Annotated in this window: 21 protein-coding genes; 12 read left to right on the top strand and 9 right to left on the bottom strand. The window is 35.0% G+C overall.

Annotated elements, in window-relative coordinates:
- Nucleotides 1-22: 22 nt before the first annotated feature.
- The 4 genes from hemE (at nt 23) to hemF (ending at nt 2961) form a co-directional block, all read left to right on the top strand.
- Nucleotides 23-1048, top strand: coding sequence for a uroporphyrinogen decarboxylase (hemE, locus tag AAEO57_RS17410; RefSeq protein ID WP_341694310.1), 1026 nt, complete (start codon nt 23-25; stop codon nt 1046-1048).
- A 68-nt stretch (nt 1049-1116) separates the two neighbouring features.
- Complete coding sequence (locus AAEO57_RS17405; RefSeq protein ID WP_341694309.1) at nt 1117-1494, top strand: hypothetical protein; 378 nt, start codon at nt 1117-1119, stop codon at nt 1492-1494.
- Nucleotide 1495: 1 nt separating this feature from the next.
- Nucleotides 1496-2041: a GNAT family N-acetyltransferase gene (locus tag AAEO57_RS17400; RefSeq protein WP_341694308.1), complete on the top strand. Its 546-nt coding sequence runs from the start codon at nt 1496-1498 to the stop codon at nt 2039-2041.
- Nucleotides 2038-2961: an oxygen-dependent coproporphyrinogen oxidase gene (hemF, locus tag AAEO57_RS17395; RefSeq protein WP_341694307.1), complete on the top strand. Its 924-nt coding sequence runs from the start codon at nt 2038-2040 to the stop codon at nt 2959-2961. The genes AAEO57_RS17400 and hemF overlap by 4 nt, the downstream gene beginning before the upstream one ends.
- A gap of 57 nt (nt 2962-3018) precedes the next feature.
- Here the strand turns inward: hemF and AAEO57_RS17390 are convergent, their stop codons facing one another.
- Both AAEO57_RS17390 and AAEO57_RS17385 read right to left on the bottom strand, forming a co-directional pair.
- Nucleotides 3019-4794: a hypothetical protein gene (locus tag AAEO57_RS17390; protein ID WP_341694306.1), complete on the bottom strand. Its 1776-nt coding sequence runs from the start codon at nt 4792-4794 to the stop codon at nt 3019-3021.
- Nucleotides 4795-4826: 32 nt separating this feature from the next.
- Complete coding sequence (locus AAEO57_RS17385) at nt 4827-5459, bottom strand: hypothetical protein (RefSeq protein WP_341694305.1); 633 nt, start codon at nt 5457-5459, stop codon at nt 4827-4829.
- 224 nt (nt 5460-5683) lie between these two features.
- On the opposite strand from AAEO57_RS17385, the gene hemB reads away from it, so the two are divergent.
- Together hemB and AAEO57_RS17375 are read left to right on the top strand one after the other, a co-directional pair.
- Nucleotides 5684-6676: a porphobilinogen synthase gene (gene hemB, locus AAEO57_RS17380; protein WP_341694304.1), complete on the top strand. Its 993-nt coding sequence runs from the start codon at nt 5684-5686 to the stop codon at nt 6674-6676.
- A 2-nt stretch (nt 6677-6678) separates the two neighbouring features.
- A complete protein-coding gene (locus AAEO57_RS17375; protein ID WP_341694303.1) occupies nt 6679-7089 on the top strand; it encodes a c-type cytochrome in 411 nt (136 codons plus the stop codon).
- Nucleotides 7090-7146: 57 nt separating this feature from the next.
- On the opposite strand, the gene AAEO57_RS17370 is transcribed toward AAEO57_RS17375, so the two are convergent.
- The gene (locus AAEO57_RS17370) at nt 7147-9207 is read right to left on the bottom strand and encodes a M13 family metallopeptidase (protein ID WP_341694302.1); all 2061 of its coding nucleotides are present in this window, start codon (nt 9205-9207) and stop codon (nt 7147-7149) included.
- A 194-nt stretch (nt 9208-9401) separates the two neighbouring features.
- Between AAEO57_RS17370 and AAEO57_RS17365 the strand changes: the two genes are divergently transcribed.
- The 4 genes from AAEO57_RS17365 to AAEO57_RS20925 all read left to right on the top strand — a co-directional run bounded on the left by AAEO57_RS17365 (nt 9402) and on the right by AAEO57_RS20925 (nt 12639).
- Complete coding sequence (locus AAEO57_RS17365) at nt 9402-10067, top strand: SCO family protein (RefSeq protein WP_341694301.1); 666 nt, start codon at nt 9402-9404, stop codon at nt 10065-10067.
- 104 nt (nt 10068-10171) lie between these two features.
- Complete coding sequence (locus tag AAEO57_RS17360) at nt 10172-10411, top strand: FeoA family protein (RefSeq protein ID WP_341694300.1); 240 nt, start codon at nt 10172-10174, stop codon at nt 10409-10411.
- Entirely contained in the window at nt 10411-12510 is a 2100-nt protein-coding gene (gene feoB, locus AAEO57_RS17355; RefSeq protein WP_341694299.1) for a ferrous iron transport protein B, read from the top strand. The genes AAEO57_RS17360 and feoB overlap by 1 nt, the downstream gene beginning before the upstream one ends.
- Nucleotides 12511-12516: 6 nt before the next feature.
- Complete coding sequence (locus tag AAEO57_RS20925; protein WP_481129032.1) at nt 12517-12639, top strand: FeoB-associated Cys-rich membrane protein; 123 nt, start codon at nt 12517-12519, stop codon at nt 12637-12639.
- 87 nt (nt 12640-12726) lie between these two features.
- On the opposite strand, the gene AAEO57_RS17350 is transcribed toward AAEO57_RS20925, so the two are convergent.
- The 3 genes from AAEO57_RS17350 to AAEO57_RS17340 form a co-directional block, all read right to left on the bottom strand.
- The gene (locus AAEO57_RS17350; protein WP_341694298.1) at nt 12727-13380 is read right to left on the bottom strand and encodes an HD domain-containing protein; all 654 of its coding nucleotides are present in this window, start codon (nt 13378-13380) and stop codon (nt 12727-12729) included.
- Nucleotides 13381-13607: 227 nt separating this feature from the next.
- The gene (locus AAEO57_RS17345; RefSeq protein ID WP_341694297.1) at nt 13608-14609 is read right to left on the bottom strand and encodes an acyl-ACP desaturase; all 1002 of its coding nucleotides are present in this window, start codon (nt 14607-14609) and stop codon (nt 13608-13610) included.
- A gap of 39 nt (nt 14610-14648) precedes the next feature.
- Entirely contained in the window at nt 14649-15395 is a 747-nt protein-coding gene (locus AAEO57_RS17340; protein WP_341694296.1) for a lysophospholipid acyltransferase family protein, read from the bottom strand.
- Nucleotides 15396-15520: 125 nt separating this feature from the next.
- On the opposite strand from AAEO57_RS17340, the gene rnpA reads away from it, so the two are divergent.
- A complete protein-coding gene (gene rnpA, locus AAEO57_RS17335; RefSeq protein WP_341694295.1) occupies nt 15521-15925 on the top strand; it encodes a ribonuclease P protein component in 405 nt (134 codons plus the stop codon).
- Nucleotides 15926-16036: 111 nt separating this feature from the next.
- A complete protein-coding gene (locus AAEO57_RS17330) occupies nt 16037-17674 on the top strand; it encodes a S41 family peptidase (protein WP_341694294.1) in 1638 nt (545 codons plus the stop codon).
- Between the two features lie 80 nt (nt 17675-17754).
- Here the strand turns inward: AAEO57_RS17330 and AAEO57_RS17325 are convergent, their stop codons facing one another.
- The 3 genes from AAEO57_RS17325 to AAEO57_RS17315 all read right to left on the bottom strand — a co-directional run bounded on the left by AAEO57_RS17325 (nt 17755) and on the right by AAEO57_RS17315 (nt 21354).
- Nucleotides 17755-18396, bottom strand: coding sequence for a DUF1579 domain-containing protein (locus AAEO57_RS17325; RefSeq protein WP_341694293.1), 642 nt, complete (start codon nt 18394-18396; stop codon nt 17755-17757).
- A gap of 129 nt (nt 18397-18525) precedes the next feature.
- Entirely contained in the window at nt 18526-19500 is a 975-nt protein-coding gene (locus AAEO57_RS17320; RefSeq protein WP_341694292.1) for a DUF4837 family protein, read from the bottom strand.
- Between the two features lie 48 nt (nt 19501-19548).
- A complete protein-coding gene (locus tag AAEO57_RS17315; protein WP_341694291.1) occupies nt 19549-21354 on the bottom strand; it encodes a lytic transglycosylase in 1806 nt (601 codons plus the stop codon).
- Nucleotides 21355-21408: the final 54 nt, after the last annotated feature.

Genomic DNA, 21408 nt, shown 5'->3' with positions numbered 1-21408 from the left:
CTTTGCACCTAAAATAAAAAACATGTTAAAAAACGACCTATTTTTAAAAGCATTAAAAGGAGAAACAGTTCAGCGTCCACCGGTATGGATGATGCGTCAGGCAGGAAGATATTTGCCGGAATTTAGAGAATTGCGTGATAAATACGATTTCTTTACCCGTTGCGAAACTCCGGAATTAGCCGCTGAAATCACAGTGCAGCCAATTCGCCGAATTGCTCCGGATGCTGCTATTTTATTCTCAGATATTTTAGTTGTGCCACGCGCAATGGGAATTCATGTAGAATTGAAAGATAATCTGGGTCCGATAATTCCGGATCCGATTCGTACAATGGAACAGGTAAATCAGGTTTTTGTTCCTGATGTAAATGAAACTTTAGGTTATGTTTTTGACGCTGTGAAATTAACTAAAGAAATGCTGAACGATGAGGTGCCATTAATTGGTTTCGCAGGTTCACCATGGACTATTTTTTGCTATGCTGTTGAAGGAAAAGGTTCTAAAAGTTTTGATACTGCAAAAGGATTCTGTTTTTCAAACCCGGTTGCAGCACATACTTTATTACAAAAAATCACTGATACGACTATTTTATATTTAAAAGAAAAAGTAAAATCGGGAGTAAATGCAGTTCAGATTTTTGATTCCTGGGGCGGAATGCTTTCTCCGGTTGATTATCAGGAATTTTCATGGAAATACATCAACCAGATTGTTGACGCTTTAGCTGAGGTTACTCCAGTAATTGTTTTCGGAAAAGGATGCTGGTTTGCTTTGAATGAAATGGGCAAAAGTAAAGCTTCTGCATTAGGAGTTGACTGGACTTGTTCGGCTAGAAATGCTCGTTACTTGTCTGGCGGAAATGTTACTTTACAAGGAAATTTTGATCCATCAAGATTGCTTTCTCCTATTCCGACTATCAAGAAAATGGTTCACGAAATGATCGACGAGTTCGGAAAAGATAAATACATTGTAAATTTAGGTCACGGAATTTTACCAAACATCCCTGTAGATCATGCTAAAGCGTTTATTGATGCTGTGAAGGAATACGGGAACTAGTATTCAGTTTTCAGTCGCAGTTTTCAGATTTTACTGCGACTGAAAACTGCGACTGAAAACGAAAAAACATGCTCAACAAAGGCTTAAGAGACGAAGAAAAAATAAGAATCGACAATGTTCTAAAAACATTGCGGACTCTTGTTTTTGTACCTCAGCCTTTGGATCATTTGCAAATAGCAGAAATTGAAAATCAACTAAAAGAATTCGCATTAAACATTGAAACTTTAGTTGATTGTTCGAATGAAGATTTAATTGAATTATTGAAGCATCTTCATTTTGACTGGGAACAATTAGAGCAGTTTGCTGATATTTTAGTCGAATTTTCTAAAACTGAAAACTATAATTTTGAAGATAAAGCTTTAGCTGTTTACCAATATATTCAGACTGAGAGCAAGGTTTTTTCTTTTGGAATAAATGCTAAAATTGCTTCGCTAAAAAACAAATAAAATGACTTTTACAGACTGGAAAACAGACCGAATTGAAAATATTCTTCCCGAAGAGTTTTATAAACTGATTGATAAGAATAAAAATCACATTGGAAAAACTTTCCCCGTAACTCTTGCTAATTCTGACTCACCAGAAAAAGCAGAAAATTTTATCTCAGTTAATAAAAACAAAGAAAAAAATAATGAAGGATATTATTTCTTCGCCCGAGATATAAAAACAAATAATCTAATTGGTTATTTATGTGCAAAAACAATCGATTACCGCATTTCAAAATGTGAATTAGGTTATTTTATTGATGAAGATTTTCAGGGAAAAGGGATTACCTCAAAAATGGTTTCAGATGCTCTTGACTTTTGTTTCAATGAATTATTGTTGAATAAGGTTTTTATCTGTACTTCAGAAATTAATTTGGCAAGCCAAAGAATAGCTTTAAAACACAATTTCAAACAAGAAGGAATTTTACGGGACGAATTTAGAAACGGAGATGGTACATTACAAAACACTGTTTACTTCGGACTGCTTAAATCAGAATACAATTTACAATGAAAGATAAATTTTACGCCTACATACAACAATTACAAGACCAAATCTGCGCCGGATTAGAAGCAGTTGACGGAACTACAAAATTCCGTGAGGATTTATGGAAACGTCCTGAAGGCGGCGGTGGAAGAACACGCGTTATTGAAAACGGAGCTGTTTTTGAAAAAGGCGGTGTAAACATTTCAGCAGTTCACGGAAAACTTCCTGAAACGATGCAAAAAATGTTTGGCGTTGGCGAAGCCGATTTCTTTGCCTGCGGATTAAGTTTGGTTCTTCATCCAAAAAACCCAATGGTCCCAACTGTTCATGCCAACTGGCGCTATTTTGAAATGTACGATACTTCGACTCCGCTCAGTACAGGTTCGCCTAAAATAATCCAGCAATGGTTTGGCGGCGGGCAGGATTTAACGCCTTATTATTTGTTTGAAGAAGATGCAAAACACTTTCATCAAACCTGTAAAACAGCTTGCGACAAATACAATCCGGAGTTTTATCCGAAATATAAAAAACAATGCGACTCCTATTTTTGGAACGCACACCGAAATGAAGCCCGCGGACTTGGCGGTTTATTCTTTGATTATTGCAAAGCAAATGACCAAATGTCAATGGAAAACTGGTATGATTTCGTTACCGAGGTTGGAAACAGTTTCCTTGAAGCGTATGTTCCAATTGTTGAGAAAAGAAAAAACCTTTCTTATACTCCCGAAAACAGAAACTGGCAGGAAATTCGCCGTGGCCGTTACGTTGAGTTCAATTTAGTTCATGATAAAGGAACTTTATTCGGTTTAAAAACCAACGGAAGAATCGAAAGTATTTTAATGAGCCTTCCTCCTCATGTGCAATGGGTTTACGATCATCATCCGGAAGCAGGAAGTGAAGAAGAAAAATTAATAAAAGTACTGGAGAATCCTGTAGACTGGATTTAATACTTCAAAACATAAAAAAAGCCCTAAAATTGATTTTTTAGGGCTTTTCATTTGGAATTATTTAGTACTTAGTTCGTCCACTAAATCTAAGGTCTGGAGAATGATATTTTTATCTGTTTTGTTAGAATTTAGCTTCAATTCAAATTTCAGCTTATTGTCAATCAATTTCTTTGCAGAATATAAAGTAACATCATTAAACTGCTGCGTCATTCGGTTCAGGGATTTAATTTCAGATTCCTTAGCTTCGCCTGAATTAGAATAGGCTGTTACTAATTTATCCAAACTCACTTTTGCAGAAATATAATTCTGTTTCAGTTCTTTTTTAACTTCTTTCGAAAATGAATTCTCTTTTGGAAAAATATGATCAATACTGTTTCCAATAATTACCACATCTTTATCCTTAAAAATAAATAAACCACCGTATTCCTGAGTTCCTTTTATCTCGTAATAATTCCCTTTTGGGATCAATCCGTTTTTGCGAACTCCTAACTGAATCATTTTATCTACAAAAGTCGGGTGTGTCGAAGTAAAAATCACTGAGAAAAGCGGTATTAATTTCTTTACTTTTTTCTCTACTTCTTTCTGTTCGTAATTCTCATCGTATTCAAACGTTTTTGTAGTTACCTCCTTTTCGGCAACATCATAAAGAAACATACTCAAATCGCCATCAAAAAGAGTCGCTGTGGCTTCTTCATCAATAATTGTCGAAATAAAATCAGTGAAGACACCGATATCTTCTTTTAAAATATAAGGATTGTTGAAAATCTCGGCACTCAAAGTCGGAAAACTATTGAGCATTTCCTTTGTATTAAAATGATACGTCAGATAGCCAAGTGGTTTTTGGGCTGGAAAATAATTAAAGATATTCTTGTTGACTTTTCGGTTACTGATTTTACCCACTAAATCGGCAATTGGCTTTGAGTATTCTACAATTTCCTCGATTCGGGCATTATCATTATCAAAATAAAAATCGACATTTACTCCTTTTACAAAATTGCCTAAATTCTTCTGACTTGGTAAAAATTTATTATACGTCGTAAACTTTGCCAAAGCCATATAAGCCGAATTAAAACTGCTCATTGCCGTACCATAATCAACCCAAGAGGAAATATCTGCATTTTCATGAACTTTGTCTGAAGTCGGAACCGTAAAACCATTTTCAAAAAGCAATTTTATAAACCTGTTTTGGCTAATAGCCTGAATGCTGTCAAAAGCAGTCTGTTCTTTTTGAAAATTAGCATAATAATTATCCGAGTAATCAGCATAAGCTGTATCCACAACAGGTTCTTCGACTGTGTCCACAATAACATCTGAAGTGCTTACTGCTGCGAGGGTATCTACAGTCAGCATCGCATCAGAATATTCATTGTATTCGTATTTTTTAGTTAGTCCAAAAATTACCAAATGACTGTCGTTCCAGGCAACAGTTGTCTTTTTATCAGCAGAATTATATACTGAATACTGACCAAAATCTTCAATAAGAGGTTTTTCAGCCGAATTACTTTCGTTGTCTTTTTGAATTAAAAAGTTCTTAATATCAGTTCTGCTTTTTATCGGAATAGTTATCTGATAATATGGTATGCTGTCTGAGTAATTGCCATGAACCGTTATCTTTTGGTCTAATTTTATAAGATCCGCGTATTGATTCACGTCCAGTTTCATTTTATCTTTTGCATTTTTTAAAAGAGAATGATTTAAAACCTCAGCAACACTAACTTTTTTAGAAAGCTGACCGCCGTTAAACTGAACAAAATAATCCTGCTTTTTAGGAAGTAACTGACTATAAGTCAAACCGAACGTAAGAAGAATTAAAAAAGTAAAAATTTGTTTCATTGTAGATGTTTGAAAATATTATTTGATAAGGATTATGGATTTAACTGAATGTTGTTATTCATCAATGATGATTTTTTAAGCACGCTGTACATACTCTGTTTCAAAAAAACGGTCTTTTTATTTGGGGAAATTTTGGAATTGGTATTACTTGCCGTTGCTATATCACGGTCAAAAGTGTAAATAGATATGATGTTGGCTTTTTCTAAATCTTCTTTTTTCTTTTCATCTTTCAAAAGATTTTCGGGAATTGGATAAGAGGCAATTCTTTCAAAACTCTTGGAATCAGCCGTAAAATGAATCTGATTTTTCTGTTTGTTTAAAGTATTGACGACTTCATTTAATGCTTTGAGGTTTTTATAATCTAGTTTGATAATAAAAACATACCGGTCAAAATCGGTTTTGGTTGATACATTCGAAATTCCTTCTATTTTTGAAACTTTCGATTTAAAATCATTTAGCTTCTGGGTAATTTCCTGTTCGTTCGGAATTTTCACACCATCCACTTCTTCCAGCCAGATTGCCGATTTTGTTTTTAGCCATGATTTCGAAAAGTCAACCATCAACGTGTATTCACCACTCTGATTGTCGTGATGTTTGATTCTTTCTGTTATCTCAAAACAACTTGTTAAGAGTAAACAGCAGCATAATACAACTATTTTCTTCATTTGGGAGATTTAAATTTGAAAAAACATTCCGTAAGAAGATTACTGACAGAAGTTTAAAAAAGCGATACGAATTTAGATAATATTAACGAATTCTCACCCATTATCAACTCTTTATTTGGGCGTTTTTTCTTTAACTTTGCGGCACTTATTTTAATTTCATTTTAAAATGAATATGAACCCTTTACAGATAAATATTCCTTTTAAATTTTATAAAAACACACTCTATGTTCCCATTACAAAGAAACCGCCGTTTAAGAACCAATGAATCTATTCGCTCTTTAGTTCGTGAAACCAGTTTAAGTCCGCAGGATTTTATGCTTCCGATGTTTGTGGCCGAAGGCAAAGATGTAAAAGTCGCCATTCCGTCTATGCCCGGAATTTATCGTCATTCATTAGACAACACTATTAAAGAAGTCAAAGAAGCCTGGGATTTAGGAATCAAAGCGGTGAATATTTATGTAAAAGTAAGCGACAGCCTTAAAGACAATAAAGGTGTTGAAGCCTGGAACAAAGACGGTTTAATGCAGCAAACGATTCGCGCTATTAAGGATGCAGTTCCTGAAATGATTGTAATGCCGGATGTGGCTTTAGACCCTTATTCCATTTACGGGCATGACGGAATTATTGAAAATGGTCAATTAATAAACGATGCAACTGTTGACGCTTTGACACGAATGAGTTTAAGCCACGCAGAAGCCGGAGCCGATTTTGTAGCACCAAGCGACATGATGGACGGAAGAGTATTAGCCATCAGAAAAGCGCTGGAAGAAAACGGTCACCACAACGTGGGGATAATGAGTTACAGTGCAAAGTATGCTTCAGCTTTCTATGGACCATTTCGTGATGCATTGGATTCTGCTCCTGTAGATTCTCAAAATATTCCAAAAGACAAAAAGACATATCAGATGGATTATGCTAACCGAATTGAAGGAATCCGTGAAGCATTATTAGATGTCGAAGAGGGTGCAGACATCGTAATGGTAAAACCGGGAATGGCGTATCTGGACATTGTTCGTGAAGTAAAAAATGCCGTTCACGTGCCGGTTGCAGTTTACCAGGTATCTGGTGAGTACGCTATGGTAAAGGCCGCAGCTGAAAAAGGATGGCTGGATCATGACAAAATTATGATAGAGCAACTTTATTGCATTAAGCGTGCGGGCGCTAGTATTATCTCTACATACTTTGCAAAAGAAGCTGCAGTAATTTTAAATAAATAAGGATGAAAAAACTATTTTTTTTGGCTGCAGTTCTGGTTTTCGCTTCCTGCAAAAAAGAAAGTCAGGAGCCATTTGGAAAACCAACAGAAAACACAACGGAAGCTTCGACTGAAGGAGAATCTGCGGAAGCTAAAACTTCGGAAGAATTAGGGAAAGAAATTTTTGAAGGAAAAGGAAATTGTATTTCTTGCCATCAGGTGGATCAAAAAATAATTGGTCCGAGCATTCAGGAAATCGCTAAAATCTACAAAGACAAAAAAGGAGACATGGTTACCTTTTTAAAAGGAAATGGAGAACCAATTGTAGACCCAAGTCAGTTTGCTGTGATGAAAACGAATTTTCCTGTAACGCAGGCAATGTCTGATGAAGAGCTCAAAGCAATTGAAACTTACATTTACAGTCATTTAAAATAACTACAAACAAAAACGGCGCTGAGATTCAGCGCCGTTTTTCATATTCTTTTTTCTCTGTTACCAGATTTTAACTCTTTTCTCTGGCTCAACATACATTTTATCTCCTTTTTTGATATCGAAAGCTTCATAAAAAGCATCAACGTTCTGAATCGGAACAACTGCTCTGTACATTCCCGGAGAATGGGGATCTGTTTTTACCTGACTTTTAAGAGCTTCATCTCTTGATTTTGTTCTCCATACAGTCGCCCATGAAATAAAGAAACGCTGTTCTGGCGTAAATCCGTCAATTAATCCAGGATTACCGTTAGCTTTCAAATACAATTGCAAACCATCATACGCCGCATTGATTCCACCCAAATCTCCGATGTTTTCACCTAAAGTGAATTTTCCATCTACGTGAATGCCCGGTAAAGGTTCCAATGCACTGTATTGATCTGCCAATTTACCGCCTAGAGCCGTAAATTGTTTTAAATCATCAGCAGTCCACCAATCCACAAGATTTCCATCTGCATTGAAACGTGCTCCCGAATCATCAAATCCGTGTGAAATTTCATGACCGATAACAGCTCCAATTCCACCATAATTTACAGCTTCATCAGCCTGATAATTGTAAAATGGCGGTTGTAAAATAGCCGCAGGAAACACAATTTCATTATAAGACGGATTAAAATACGCATTTACAGTCTGTGGAGACATTCCCCACTCTGATTTATCAACCGGTTTTCCTAATTTCGCTAAATTTTGAGCATAAGCCCATTTTGAAATGTTTTTCATATTATCAAAATAGGTTCCGCCTTCAGAAACATTTTTAAGCTCTAATTTAGAATAGTCTTTCCATTTATCCGGGTATCCAATTTTAACCGTCAGTTTCTTTAACTTTTCGATTGCTTTGGTTTTAGTTTCGTTTGACATCCATGGCAAAGCATTAATTCTGTTTTCATAAGCCAGCATCACATTTGCAATCATGTTCTTCGCCTTTTCTTTGGCTTCAGCAGGAAACAATTTTTCTACGTACAATTTTCCTAACGCTTCACCAGTTGCGCCATTAATAACCTGCAAAGCTACTTCTTCGCGTGGACGCTGTTTTAAAGCTCCTGTTAAAGTCTTTCCATAAAAATCAAAATTTGCATTTTCGATATCCGTACTCAAGGTAGAAGCAGATCTGTTTAATAAAGACCATTTTAAATACTCTTTCCATGCCTCAACTTTCTTTTCAGTAAAAGTTTTTTCTAAAGCAATCATGTAACGAGGCTGTGCTACATTAACCGTGTCTAATTTTGCCATACCTACTCCGGCAAAATATTTATCCCACTGAATAGAAGGCGTATTTTTTTTCAAATCGGCAACAGCAGTCGGGTTGTATTGTTTTCTGCGGTCTCTTCTCTCAACACGATCCAGTCTTGGTGCAGACATTTCGATCTCTAAAGCCAGGATTTGTTTGGCACTTTCTTTGGCTTTAGCCGGAGATTCACCTATAAACTGAAGCATTCTGGCAACATGAAGTTCATATTTTTCACGTTTTTCCTTTGAATCCTTATCATCAGAATTGTAATAATCTTTATCAGACAATCCTAAACCTCCTGGGTTTAAGGTAACCGAATTTTTATTACTGTTTTTGGCATCAGCTCCCACATAAATCCCAAAGAAACCGGCTCCACCCTGAGACTGCATTTCGATTAGGTAATTTTGTAAATCGGCTACATTTTTAATAGCATCGATTTTTTTCAAATAAGGTTTAAGCGGTGTGATGCCTCTTTTATTTCTCCCAACTGTATCTAAGATGGTATTGAATAACGCAATGGCTTTACCCTGATCTGTGTTTGATTTGTACTTTGGATTTTTAGAAGCTTCTTTTAAAATTGCTAATGAATTGTCATCGGTTTTCTGACGCAATTCATTAAAACTTCCCCAGGCATTTCGATCGCTTGGAATTTCAGTTTTATCCAGCCAGGTTCCGTTTACGTATTGAAAGAAATCTTCTTTTGGACTAACCTCTTTTTTCATAAAAGAAACATTAATCCCGGGTTCTTTTGGTGTTGTGTTTTGAGCTTCTGCCGCTGCAAATGAAAGCATTGCAGAAAAAGCATAAAACATTGGTGTAGTAAGCACTTTTTTCATTTATATTTAACTTTTTAGAGTTTCTGCAAACATATTGCTAATATCTGATTCTCTATGTTAAAAATTCAGCTAATAATTTATTAAAGATTATTTTTTAATTAATTTACTCATGCAATCTGTATTTGGGTGTTAAAAAAAAGTATAACCAAACATTTTAAAAAGCCCTTTTTGTATTTTTGCTCCAAATTATTTTTATGAAATCGCTTCTTTACAAATACCGAAAGTTCTTCATCATCTTAGGAGTATTTTCGGCAATCACCATTACGCTATTTTATTTTGCTTTAAAACCTCAAAAAATATTACCAATTTATAATCCGGCTGATGTAAATCCGGAATTGGTTGACAGCACAGTACAGTACAAAAGTAAATACCATACCATTGCTGATTTTTCGTTTGTAAACCAAAACGGGGATACTATTACTCAGAAAAACTATGAAGGAAAGATATATGTTGCCGATTTCTTCTTTACCACCTGCGGCTCCATCTGTCCAAAAATGACAACCAATTTAGAGGAGGTTCAAAAAGCGGTTTTAAATAATCCAAAGGTAATGCTGCTTTCGCATACCGTATTTCCAGAAACAGACAGTATTCCGGTTTTAAAAGCCTATGCTATTAAACACGGAGTCGTGGACAGCAAATGGAATCTGGTTACCGGGGATAAAAAAGAAATTTATACCATGGCCAGAAAATCTTATCTGGCTGTAAAACTAGGAAGACCAGATCAGCTTTATAATATGGTTCATACAGAGAATTTTGTTTTGGTAGATCAAAAACGCCGCGTCCGCGGATTTTACGATGGGACTGACAAAGAAGATATAAAACGCCTTTTGGAAGACATTGATTTTTTATGCCAGGAATAAAAAACCCTTATTTTTAGAAACATTTAGCATTTGTATAGGTGTTAAATAACCTGGAATAAAGAATAATTACCTATTTTTGCAATCTAAACTCAATCTAAATAAGCTTGCAAAACACTATCCACACCCTGAAAAAAGGCGAAAAAGCCATTATCAAAGATTTTGATATCGATTTGATTCCCTTAAAATTATTAGAAATGGGTTGTTTGCCGGGCAGCTTAGTCGAATTACTTCAAATTGCTCCTTTTGGAGATCCTTTATATTTAGACATTAATGGCTCACATGTAGCCATACGTGTTGAAACCGCTCGTGAAATTGAAGTTGAACTTATCCAAAACAATTTATAATGAGCGTTCAGAATATTAATGTTGCCCTTATCGGGAATCCAAATACAGGAAAAACATCCGTTTTTAATCAGCTTACAGGTTTAAATCAACAGGTTGGAAATTATCCGGGAATTACCGTTGAGAAAAAAATGGGTTTCTGCAAACTACCTCACAACATCAAAGCCAATATTCTGGATTTGCCAGGAACGTATAGTCTGAATGCGAGTTCAATGGATGAAAGTGTGGTGATTGAACTTTTGCTGAACAAAAATGACAAGTTGTATCCTGATGTGGCAGTGGTTGTAACTGATGTTGAAAACCTGAAACGAAATTTACTGATTTACACTCAGATAAAAGATCTGGAAATCCCGACAATCTTAGTTATCAATATGTCGGATCGTATGGAACGTAAAGGAATTACCCTTGATATTCCGTATTTAGAAGAAAAACTAAAAACTAAAATTGCATTGGTAAGTTCACGCAAAGGTTTGGGAATTGATGAACTAAAGGAATTAATTGTTTCCTATAAAACTGTTCCGCATGAGCCTTGCTTAAATGCTTCAGTAATTGATGCTGAGTATTTTGAAAAATTAAAGCATGCTTTTCCGAACCAGTTATTATACAAATTGTGGCTGGTTATTACACAGGATGTCAATTTTTCGAATTTAGACCGAAATGAAATCCGAAGTACTTTTACCAAATCGCACTCCGAATTAAAGCGCCTTCAGCAAAAAGAGACCATCAAACGTTATCAGTTTATCAATGATGTTTTGAAAGAAGGGTTAAAGGTTGATGCTTCGATGGCAAAAGACATCAGGGCAAAACTAGATCGCGTATTAACCCATAAAGTCTGGGGATATGCAATTTTCTTTGCTATTTTATTTTTGATTTTCCAATCTATTTTTAGCTGGTCAACCATCCCAATGGATTTTATAGACAGCACTTTTGCATCTTTGAGCAGCTGGGTTGCAGAAGAACTGCCAAGCGGCATTTTAACCGATTTGCTTTCGCAGGGAATCATTCCGGGAATTGGAGGGGTTATTATTTTTATTCCGCAGATTGCCTTTTTGTTTCTCTTCATATCCATTCTCGAAGAAAGCGGATATATGAGCCGTGTGGTTTTCCTGATGGATAAAATCATGCGCAAATTTGGTCTTTCCGGAAAAAGTGTCGTGCCTTTGATTTCAGGAACAGCCTGTGCAATTCCGGCGATTATGGCTACCCGAAATATTGAAAACTGGAAAGAACGTCTGATTACGATTTTGGTTACTCCTTTTACGACCTGTTCGGCAAGATTACCTGTCTATGCAATTATCATTTCATTGGTAATTCCAAAACAAAGAGTTTTTGGCATCCTGAATCTTCAGGGATTATCGTTGATGTTACTTTATTTATTAGGGTTTGGAACAGCAATCCTATCAGCTTATATTTTGAATAAAGTTTTAAAACTGGAATCCAAAACCTATTTCGTTGTCGAAATGCCTAGTTATAAATTACCGTTATTTAAAAACGTTGGGATTAATGTTGTAGAAAAAACCAAAGCATTTATTGTTGGTGCCGGTAAGATCATCCTTGCGATATCCGTTATTTTATGGTTTTTAGCCTCATATGGCCCCGGAAAAGAATTTAATGACGCGGAAGCTATCGTAAAAGAAAAATTCACCAATACATCGCTTACAGAAACGCAATTTGAAAACGAAGTAGCTTCACAAAAACTGGAGAATTCTTATATCGGATTGATGGGAAGAGCAATCGAACCAGCTATCCAGCCTTTGGGTTATGACTGGAAAATCGGAATTGCCTTAATCAGTTCGTTTGCAGCACGTGAGGTTTTCGTAGGAACACTTGCTACCATTTACAGTGTTGGCGATACAGATAATGAATCGACCATAAAGAGCAAAATGCAGGCAGAAGTACGTCCTGATACCGGAGGAAAAGTATTCAATTTTGCAACCGGAATTTCATTATTGCTTTTTTATGCCTTTGCTATGCAATGTGCAAGTACATTGGCTATCACAAAGAAAGAAACCAATTCATGGAAATGGCCGGCAATGCAATTGGGCTTTATGAGCGCATTTGCCTATTTGACTGCCTTAATTGCCTATCAAATTTTAAAATAAAAAGTTATGATTCAGGAAATTATTGCTTTTATAATATTAGGATTTGCAGTTGCTTTTTTGATTAAAAAATATTTTTTTAAATCGAAGAAGAAAAAAGACTGCGGTGATGGGAATTGCGGCTGCAGCTGATTTTTATTCCAAATAGTTACACAAAAAAAGCACAAAGATTCGCAAAGGGACTTTAAATAACTTTGCGAATCTTTGGCGAAATAAAACTTATTTAATTCCCTCCCACTCTGCATAAAACTGCGAAAGGAATGTCTCCATAAAACGATGTCTTTCGGCAGCGATTTCTTTTCCGGTTTCCGTATTCATTTTGTCTTTTAAAAGCAAAAGCTTTTCGTAAAAATGATTTATGGTAGGCGCGTTATTCTTTTTGTATTCTTCTTTGGTCATGTTGGTTACAGGCGCTATTTCCGGATTATATAAAGTTCTGTTTTTAAATCCGCCATAATTGAAAGCTCTGGCTACACCAATGGCACCAATTGCATCTAAACGATCTGCATCCTGTACCACATCCAATTCCACAGAAGAAAACTTCTTTTCAAAATTTCCGCCTTTATACGAGATATTTTCAATGATATTTACGACATGCTGAATAATATCTTCAGCTACATTTTCTGATTCTAAAAACAAACGTGCCGTTTTGGGACCAATGGATTCATCGCCGTTATGAAATTTGCTGTCGGCGATATCATGAAGCAAAGCTCCTAATTGAACTACTGTTAAATCACAATCTGTATTTCCGGCAATCAAGAGCGCATTTTTATATACCCGTTCGATATGAAACCAGTCATGACCGCCTTCTGCATTATTAAGTTTTTCTTTTACAAACTGTATTGTTTTATGTATTAATGCTGAATTATTCATGGTGTTTTTAATACTTAAATGTATGGTTCTTTCTAATTACAATTATGGAATTCTTCTAATTCATTTTAGCTTTAATATACTTTTTATTTAAAAAAAAGAGACCCGAAATATTAAAAAAATGCTGATTGTCAAAGATTTAGAAAACCTCAACAATCAACATTTTTATGGTTTATTTTATAAACGCAACAAAATTGCATTTGTAAAAATATAAGTTTTTTAATCTTAAATTATAATCTTGCAGGTTCAACCCATTTGAAAATATGAGACTCTTTGGGTATCACAATTCGCTCTGAAATTCTAGCCATACGTGAAGGTAATTTCATTAAATACTCACGAGCTTTTTCGGCTTCATCCGTTAAATTAGAAATCTTATCAATTTCCCACTTATCAATTAATTTCTGCAAAATATCAACATAATCATTTGCGGTGTATACTCCGATACGCTGAGCAGAATCTGAAAATTGTTCAAAAGCAGAACTAATCTTTTGACCTGACTCCCTTAAGAAATGTGCAGGCATTACGATTTTTTGTTTCATCATGTATTGAAACGCCAGCATCATTTCGCTTGGATCAACCTGAAAGATACGGTTTACGAACTCACTGTATGCATGATGATGACGCATTTCGTCACCGGCAATCATTTTACACATTTTAGACAACTTTTTATCACCAAATTTCTTCGCTATTTGCGAAACTCTGTTGTGCGACACATACGTTGCTAATTCCTGAAAACTAGTATATACAAAGTTTTTATAAGGATCTCTTCCGGTTCCGATATCAAACCCATCATTAATTAAATGCTGTGTTGTCATTTCGATTTCACGCATGTTCACACGACCAGACAAATACAAGTATTTATTCAGCAGGTCTCCATGACGGTTTTCTTCTCCGGTCCATTGTTTTACCCATTTGGCCCATCCGTTTCCACCATTTTCAACCTGGTCAACCTGGTCAACTCCTTCTACATCCATAAGCCACGATTCATACGTTGGCAGAGCTTCTTCTGTGATTGTGTCTCCAACAAGTGTTACCCAGAAATCATATGGAAGTTCTTTGGCAATTTCGCGTAGTTCTTTTACGTCCTCAAAGAAATTTTCTCCCTGAGAATCTGGTAAAAAATCTGACGGCTGCCAAATTGTTTCTACCGGAATTAAATACTGTTCTACGAAGCTATCCACGTTTTTTTCCAAAAACTGCATTACTTCTAATCTAATGTTTTTTATAGACATTACTTTATTAAATTTGGATTTAAGCTTAGTTTTCTAAACCTAAACCTGTTTATACTCATTTATTCCTTCCTTTACTGACTTTTCAGTAATCTCCATCAATTCTTCAAATTTATACTCTTTTACTGCCATTGCCTGATGCACAGTAAAAGTAAGATGATTTCCTAAACCTACCGGAAACATTCCGTAACGAACCATTTTCCACGAATTATTGATACTCACCGGTACAACATAAGCCGAAGGAGCATATTTGCATAAGATTTTTAAACCACTTTGGGCGAATTCTTTAGGTTTTCCGGTTTTACTACGTGTTCCTTCAGGGAAAATAACAGCAGAACGGGTATTTTTTTCGATATATTCAGACAAGCCTTTGATTACAGGAATTGCTTGTTTAGGGTCTTTACGGTCAATTAGCACTGATCCACCGTGCTTCAAATTATAGGAAACGCTCGGGATTCCGCTACCTAACTCTTTCTTACTTACAAATTTACAATGAAAACGTCTAAAGTACCAAATCATTGCCACGATATCGTACATGCTTTGATGATTCGCCACAAAAATAATCGGAACGTCTCTCGGTATTGTATCTACACCAGTAACTTTATATGTGGTTCCCACAAGTCTGGTACAGGTTAAAAGACCTAAATTCAAGTAATCAACACTTTTTTTATGAGCCTGATAACCAAAAAGATTAAGGCAAATCCATTGTATCGGGTGAAAAATCACCAAACACAATCCAAAACATAAATAATAAATTACGGAGATTGGATATGAAATTATCTTTTGCATGCTTGAAAAATTAAACGCCAAAAGTAGTAAATATATTTTTAGCGGTATAAAATTTGAAAACAATAACCGTTTTTATGGTTTAATTGTACCTTTGCCACAGAAATTGCAAATTTTTTCTGAGTTAAATGAACTTTACTTACCCTAAAAATGAACGCTTAAAAAGCAAAACCACAATTGGATTACTGTTTTCTGAAGGGAAATCGGTTTCAAAATATCCGTTGCGTTTGGTTTACTGTGAGGCGGATGAAAATTCGAAAGAGAAAATTAAAATTGGCGTTTCTGTTTCCAAGAAATATTTCAAAAAAGCCGTTGACCGCAATTACTTCAAAAGGGTTTTAAGAGAAACTTACAGACTGAACAAAAATTTACTTTGGGATAATATACAACAACCCTATTCCCTAATGTTTTTTTACCAGACAAAAGACCGGTTAACTTACGAAGAAATAAACACCAAAACGGTTCAGTTGTTTGAGAAATTTATTCAGCAGGTTAATAAAATTCAGGATTCCGAAAACAAATCAGAATTATAAAAACCCTAACCATCAATACTTTATTAATTGAACACTTGAGAATCACTGATACAAGTCACAGTAATTAATGATTTATTCTTATTTTAGTACTCAATAATCTAATTCACAATCATGCATCCTTATTTCAAAAAGAAATTCATCATACCAGCCGTTGCCACAGGCTTTTTATTTGTTGGAACCAGTTTCAAAGAAGACTTTTTTGAAATTGCCAAGCAAATTGAAATTTTTACAACCTTATTCAAAGCTGTCAACACCAATTATGTCGATGAAACCAATCCGGGCGACCTGATGGACAAAGGCATTAAAAGCATGCTGGGGAGTTTAGATCCTTATACAGTTTACTTTAACGAACAGGATGTTGTCAATTTTAAAATCAACAATACTGGCGAATATACCGGAATTGGGGCTATGATTGCCCGTAAAAAAGACCGCCTGATTGTTCGCGAACCTTATAAAAATTATCCTGCAGATAAAGCGGGACTGAAAGCCGGCGACGAAATCATTCAGATTGGAGATGTTTTGATCGCTGATTTTAAAGACGATGCTTCACAATTGCTGAAAGGAACTAAAAACACAAAAATTACCATAAAATACATCAGACAGGGAAAAACCAATACAACCGAACTTGTTCTGGATGAGGTGGATATTAAATCGGTTCCGTTTTTTGGTAAAATTGATGACAAAACCGGTTATATTGTTTTGGCTCATTTTAGCCGAAAAGCAGCAACTGAAGTAAAACAGGCTCTTGAAAAACTAAAAACAGACGGAGCGACGCAAATTGTATTAGATTTGAGAGGCAATCCGGGTGGTTTATTAAACGAAGCTATTGATATCTGCAATTTGTTTGTTCCAAAAAATGAAGTGATTGTAACTACAAAATCCCGAATTGAAAAACACAACAACACTTATAAAACCAATAAAGAACCAATTGACACACAAATTCCACTGGCTATTTTAGTCAATGGGAAAAGTGCTTCGGCATCAGAAATTGTATCGGGAGCTTTGCAGGATTTAGACCGTGCAGTTGTTTTGGGAAGCCGCAGTTTCGGAAAAGGATTGGTACAGCGCACTGTCGACCTAACGTATGGAACACAGCTTAAAGTAACTATTTCCCGTTACTACACTCCTTCCGGACGTTGTATTCAGGCTTTGGATTATGCACATAAAGACAAAAACGGAGTGGCTCAAAAAACTGATGCAAAAAATTTCAATGCTTTCAAAACCAGAAAAGGAAGAACGGTGTATGATGGCGGTGGAGTTTTACCGGATATCGAACTGGATGAAACCAAAATGAGTCCGATTACAAATGCCTTAATGAAAAATGACGGCATATTTGACTATGCAACCACATATTATTATAAAAACCCAAATTTAGGCGACAAAATACCTGTACTTACTGATGCTGACTATTTAGCTTTTAAACAGTTTTTAAAAGCTAAAAAAATTACATTTGATACAGAGACCGAGCTTGCACTGAAAAACACTTTAGCAGCCGCCAAAAACGAAAAAATAGATGAAACTATCGCTGTTGAATATCAGCAATTATTGTCGGCTTTAGAAAAAAGCGAAACTACTTTACTGGACAAAAACCAAAAAGAAATTAAGAACCTGATTCTCGAAGAACTCATTAAGAGGTACCAATATCAGGAAGGTTTGTATCAATATTACCTTAAAAACAATTCAGAAATTAAAAGAGCAGTTAGTGTATTAAATAATCAGACAGAATACAAAACGATTTTAAAGATGTAGTAAAGCTGATTCTGGACTTTAAACTGTAACAAAAAAACAAAACCCAATTATGCTATTATAATTGGGTTTTGTTTTTTTATTTACTTTCTCGTCATTACAATTTCCATGCTTTTATATTCAGAACCATTTTTTACATCATACATCTCAATTTTTCGGGTATTGGAATCTATGATATTATAAACTTCCCGATATGGTGTTTTTTTACCATTTACAGGATTTACCATTTCCCCTTTTAGTTCAATACTTTTTGTTTTTTCATCGTATTTCCCCATTGCAACTACCATTCCGGTTCCCATGTTGTCAATAAAAGTTGTGGTGTATTCTTCACTGGCATTATTGTAAGCCAAAGTGCTTTTTCCTTCAAATGGCTGTCCCATTATGTTTCCCTGATAACTTGTTTCCTGATAACGTCCTCCCAAAACCATCTGAATATTGGCTGTTGAAGCAGCTTTTTCGGCTTTTCCGTTTGGCTGTGACCAAAAAGTCATATCGCAGTTCCAGGTTCCAACTTCTTCTGCCATTAATTTATGGGCATCACCAGGAGTTGCATAAGCTGCCCAGGCTTTCATTTGTGCAGCAGAATCAATTGGCTCTTCAACAATTGGCTCTTCTGTCTTAATACTGTCTCTTTCATTGATAGTTGCTCCTTCTGTTTTTACTTCTTTTTTACACGAAATAAAACACAGCATTATGATTGCTAATGTTAGGTTTAATTTTCTCATAACTTATTGTTTTTATGTTTGTTACAAATAAAATTACGAAAAAAGTTTTAGAAATAGTTTCAGGTTTAAAGTTTCGGGTTTGACATAACCCAAAATTTGCTTAAAAAATAAAACTTAAAATGAAATCTCTTATCGTTTATCGATTCTGACTGTTTTGATGACAGCCTCTAAATCCAGCATTAAATCACGTTCCTGATGCGATGGGGAATAACAAAATCCTTCGATCACCAAAACCCGGCTAAAAGTTTCATCCAGAATGGCATAATTAATAAAAGGTCCTGTCATGAAATCATTTTTGAGTTCCCATGTTCCTTTTGTTTCAAAAGCTTCTTTATAATCTAACTTTATTTTTGAGAAATATGGAGCGTATGCTTCACTGGTAATCATTTGTGTATTAGGCTCGCGTCCCTGTATATACTTTCCAACAGAGTCACGCATTTTTACAATAGCATTTACTACATCTTTTTTCTTTTTGAAATTGCGAATCGGAATCTGGTAAATTAATAAACTTGTGTTTCCGCTGATGATTTCTTTCTTGAGCCAGATGAAATTTTGCTTATGCAGCATATATTCATAACCGCTTGGGATTTGCAGGTTAACATGAAATTTGTTTTTGATGATTGCAGGATTCAGAAGTGATTTACTATTATCCTGCTGAATCTTTTTAATTTCAGTTTCACGAATTGATTTAATGATTTCTGTCGAATTCATTTCGATACTGCAAATAATATCGTCTATTGATTTTCCGTAAATCCTAAAAGTATTATGTGGTACAGAATTATTGTTTGTTTTAACCTCAAATTTGTCTGTAGTAGACTTTTTAACCACAATAATACTTCGGCTATCGGTTACAAAACCTTCCAATAATTTAGCCGGATACTGGTTGATTGTAAAAAGGGGTTCTTCCTGTGTAAGGCCTAAAACAGGTGAAGCAAACTTATTACGAATACTGTCCCCTACTTCACCATACCACAACTGGTCGTCGATGATAATAGAAATAGTATTGGGTTTTCCGGGTTTTTGCTGTATTTTATTTTCGTTTTTCTGAAAGCAGGATGTCAGAAAAAAAGAAAACAGCAGAAACAAAAAATGGGTTTTATTCATTTTTATAATTTTAAAGAATAAAACCCAAATTTAAGTAAGTTATTTTTATTATCCGTTTATTTTAAGCTTCATTCCCGGTTTTATATCCTCATCTTTAATTCCATTCCATTTTTTAATATCAGAAATAGTTACTCCAGGATATTTTTTTGAAATACTGTATAATGAATCTCCTTTTTTTACATAATAATCCTGAGACAGACTTTTAGGTGAAGCTGGTTTTTTCTTGAATGAATCAACAGAAGCAGATGCCACAGCAGTTGGTTCAACAATTGTATTTTCTTTTTTAGAAACCACTAAAGTTTTGCCTGATGCCAGATTATTTGATGTCAGGTTGTTCCATTCTTTTAATTCAGCTAATGTTATCCCGAATTTTTTTGCAATATTTCCAAGATTGTCACCGTTTTTTACAACATATTCTACCTCAATTTCATTTTTATCAGATGTATCTGCAGATGCGATAGCTTCTTCCGATTTTTTAATTACTTCCGGAGCAGTTTTAGAAACAATTACGTTAGACTTTAGTTTTAAAGATTTACCTAACGCAACAGTATTCCCTTTCAGATTGTTCCACTCCTTAATATCCGATACACTTACATCATATTTTTCAGCAATAACACTTAAATTGTCTCCTTTTTGAACGGTATAATATTGAATATCGGCTGCTGGTAACTCAATTGCTTTAGGCTTTGCTTTCACTTTCGGAGTTATTTTTGAAGCTAATCTCGAAGGAACTTTTATAATACCAGAATCATATTTCGCATAGGCATAAATTTTATCCTCGTTATTTACAAAAGTTGCGATTTTGTCTTTCGGCAGACGTAAAAAATGTGGTTCATTTTGATAAAAAGGGACCACTTTTAGTTTATAAGAAGGATTCAGAAGTTCAATTTGCGATTGAGGCATATCCAGTAAATCAGCAATTTGTTTGAACGTCATTTGATTTTTGATACAAACCGTATCTGTTTCAAAATTTTTAATGACTGCTCTTTCCGGATTGATACCGTGTTCTTTGTGGAATTCAAAAAGATACATTGTGGCTAAAAAAGCTGGAACATATCCCTGGGTTTCTCTAGGAAGGAAATTACGAATATCCCAGTATTTGGTTTTACCGCCAGAGCGACGGATTGCTTTGGTTACATTCCCGGGACCTGAATTATAGGATGCTAAAACGAGTTCCCAATCTCCAAAAATATTGAACATTTTGGTCATATATTCGGATGCTGCAGCTGTAGCTTTTAAGGCATCACTTCTTTCATCTATATACGAGTCTATTTTAAGATCGTATTGTTTACCCGTACCGTACATGAACTGCCAAAGTCCTGTGGCGCCCATTTTAGAAACTGCTTTAGGATTTAAAGCAGATTCTACAACGGCTAAATATTTGATTTCTAAAGGCACATTTTGTTTTGCAAATGCCTCTTCGAAAATAGGAAAATAGTATTCTGACAAAGCCATTAATCGTGAAAATGATTTTTTACGATTTTTAAGAAATGACTTTATTATGTTTTCTAATCCCTGATTGTATTCTATTTCAAAAGGTGACTTTTCATTCATTACCTGTAAACGCTGTTTCAGCAATTCAGTAGGCAGTTCCTGATCTACAGTCACATCTTTATTGATCGTTTGAATATCCTTAGTTAAATCTTCATAAATATCAAGACTTGTCAGTTCATTCATCCAAAGGCTGTCAACCCGGATAGCCAAATCGTTTTTTACAAACGTCTTTTTTACTGAATCTAAGTACGAAATCTTTACTTCAGGTTTTATTTCTGTATCTGCTTTAACCACATCTTGTGCAAAACCAGCTATTGAAAAAAAGACTGAAAACGCTAAGGAAATTTTTCTTATAATCATATAACATTTTTTTAAAATTCTATAATCCAAAGAATTACAGAAGTGGTATTTTTA

It is taken from the genome of Flavobacterium calami, assembly GCF_038290035.1.
Classification (GTDB): domain Bacteria; phylum Bacteroidota; class Bacteroidia; order Flavobacteriales; family Flavobacteriaceae; genus Flavobacterium; species Flavobacterium calami.
This window is presented reverse-complemented; position numbering and strand designations above follow the sequence as displayed.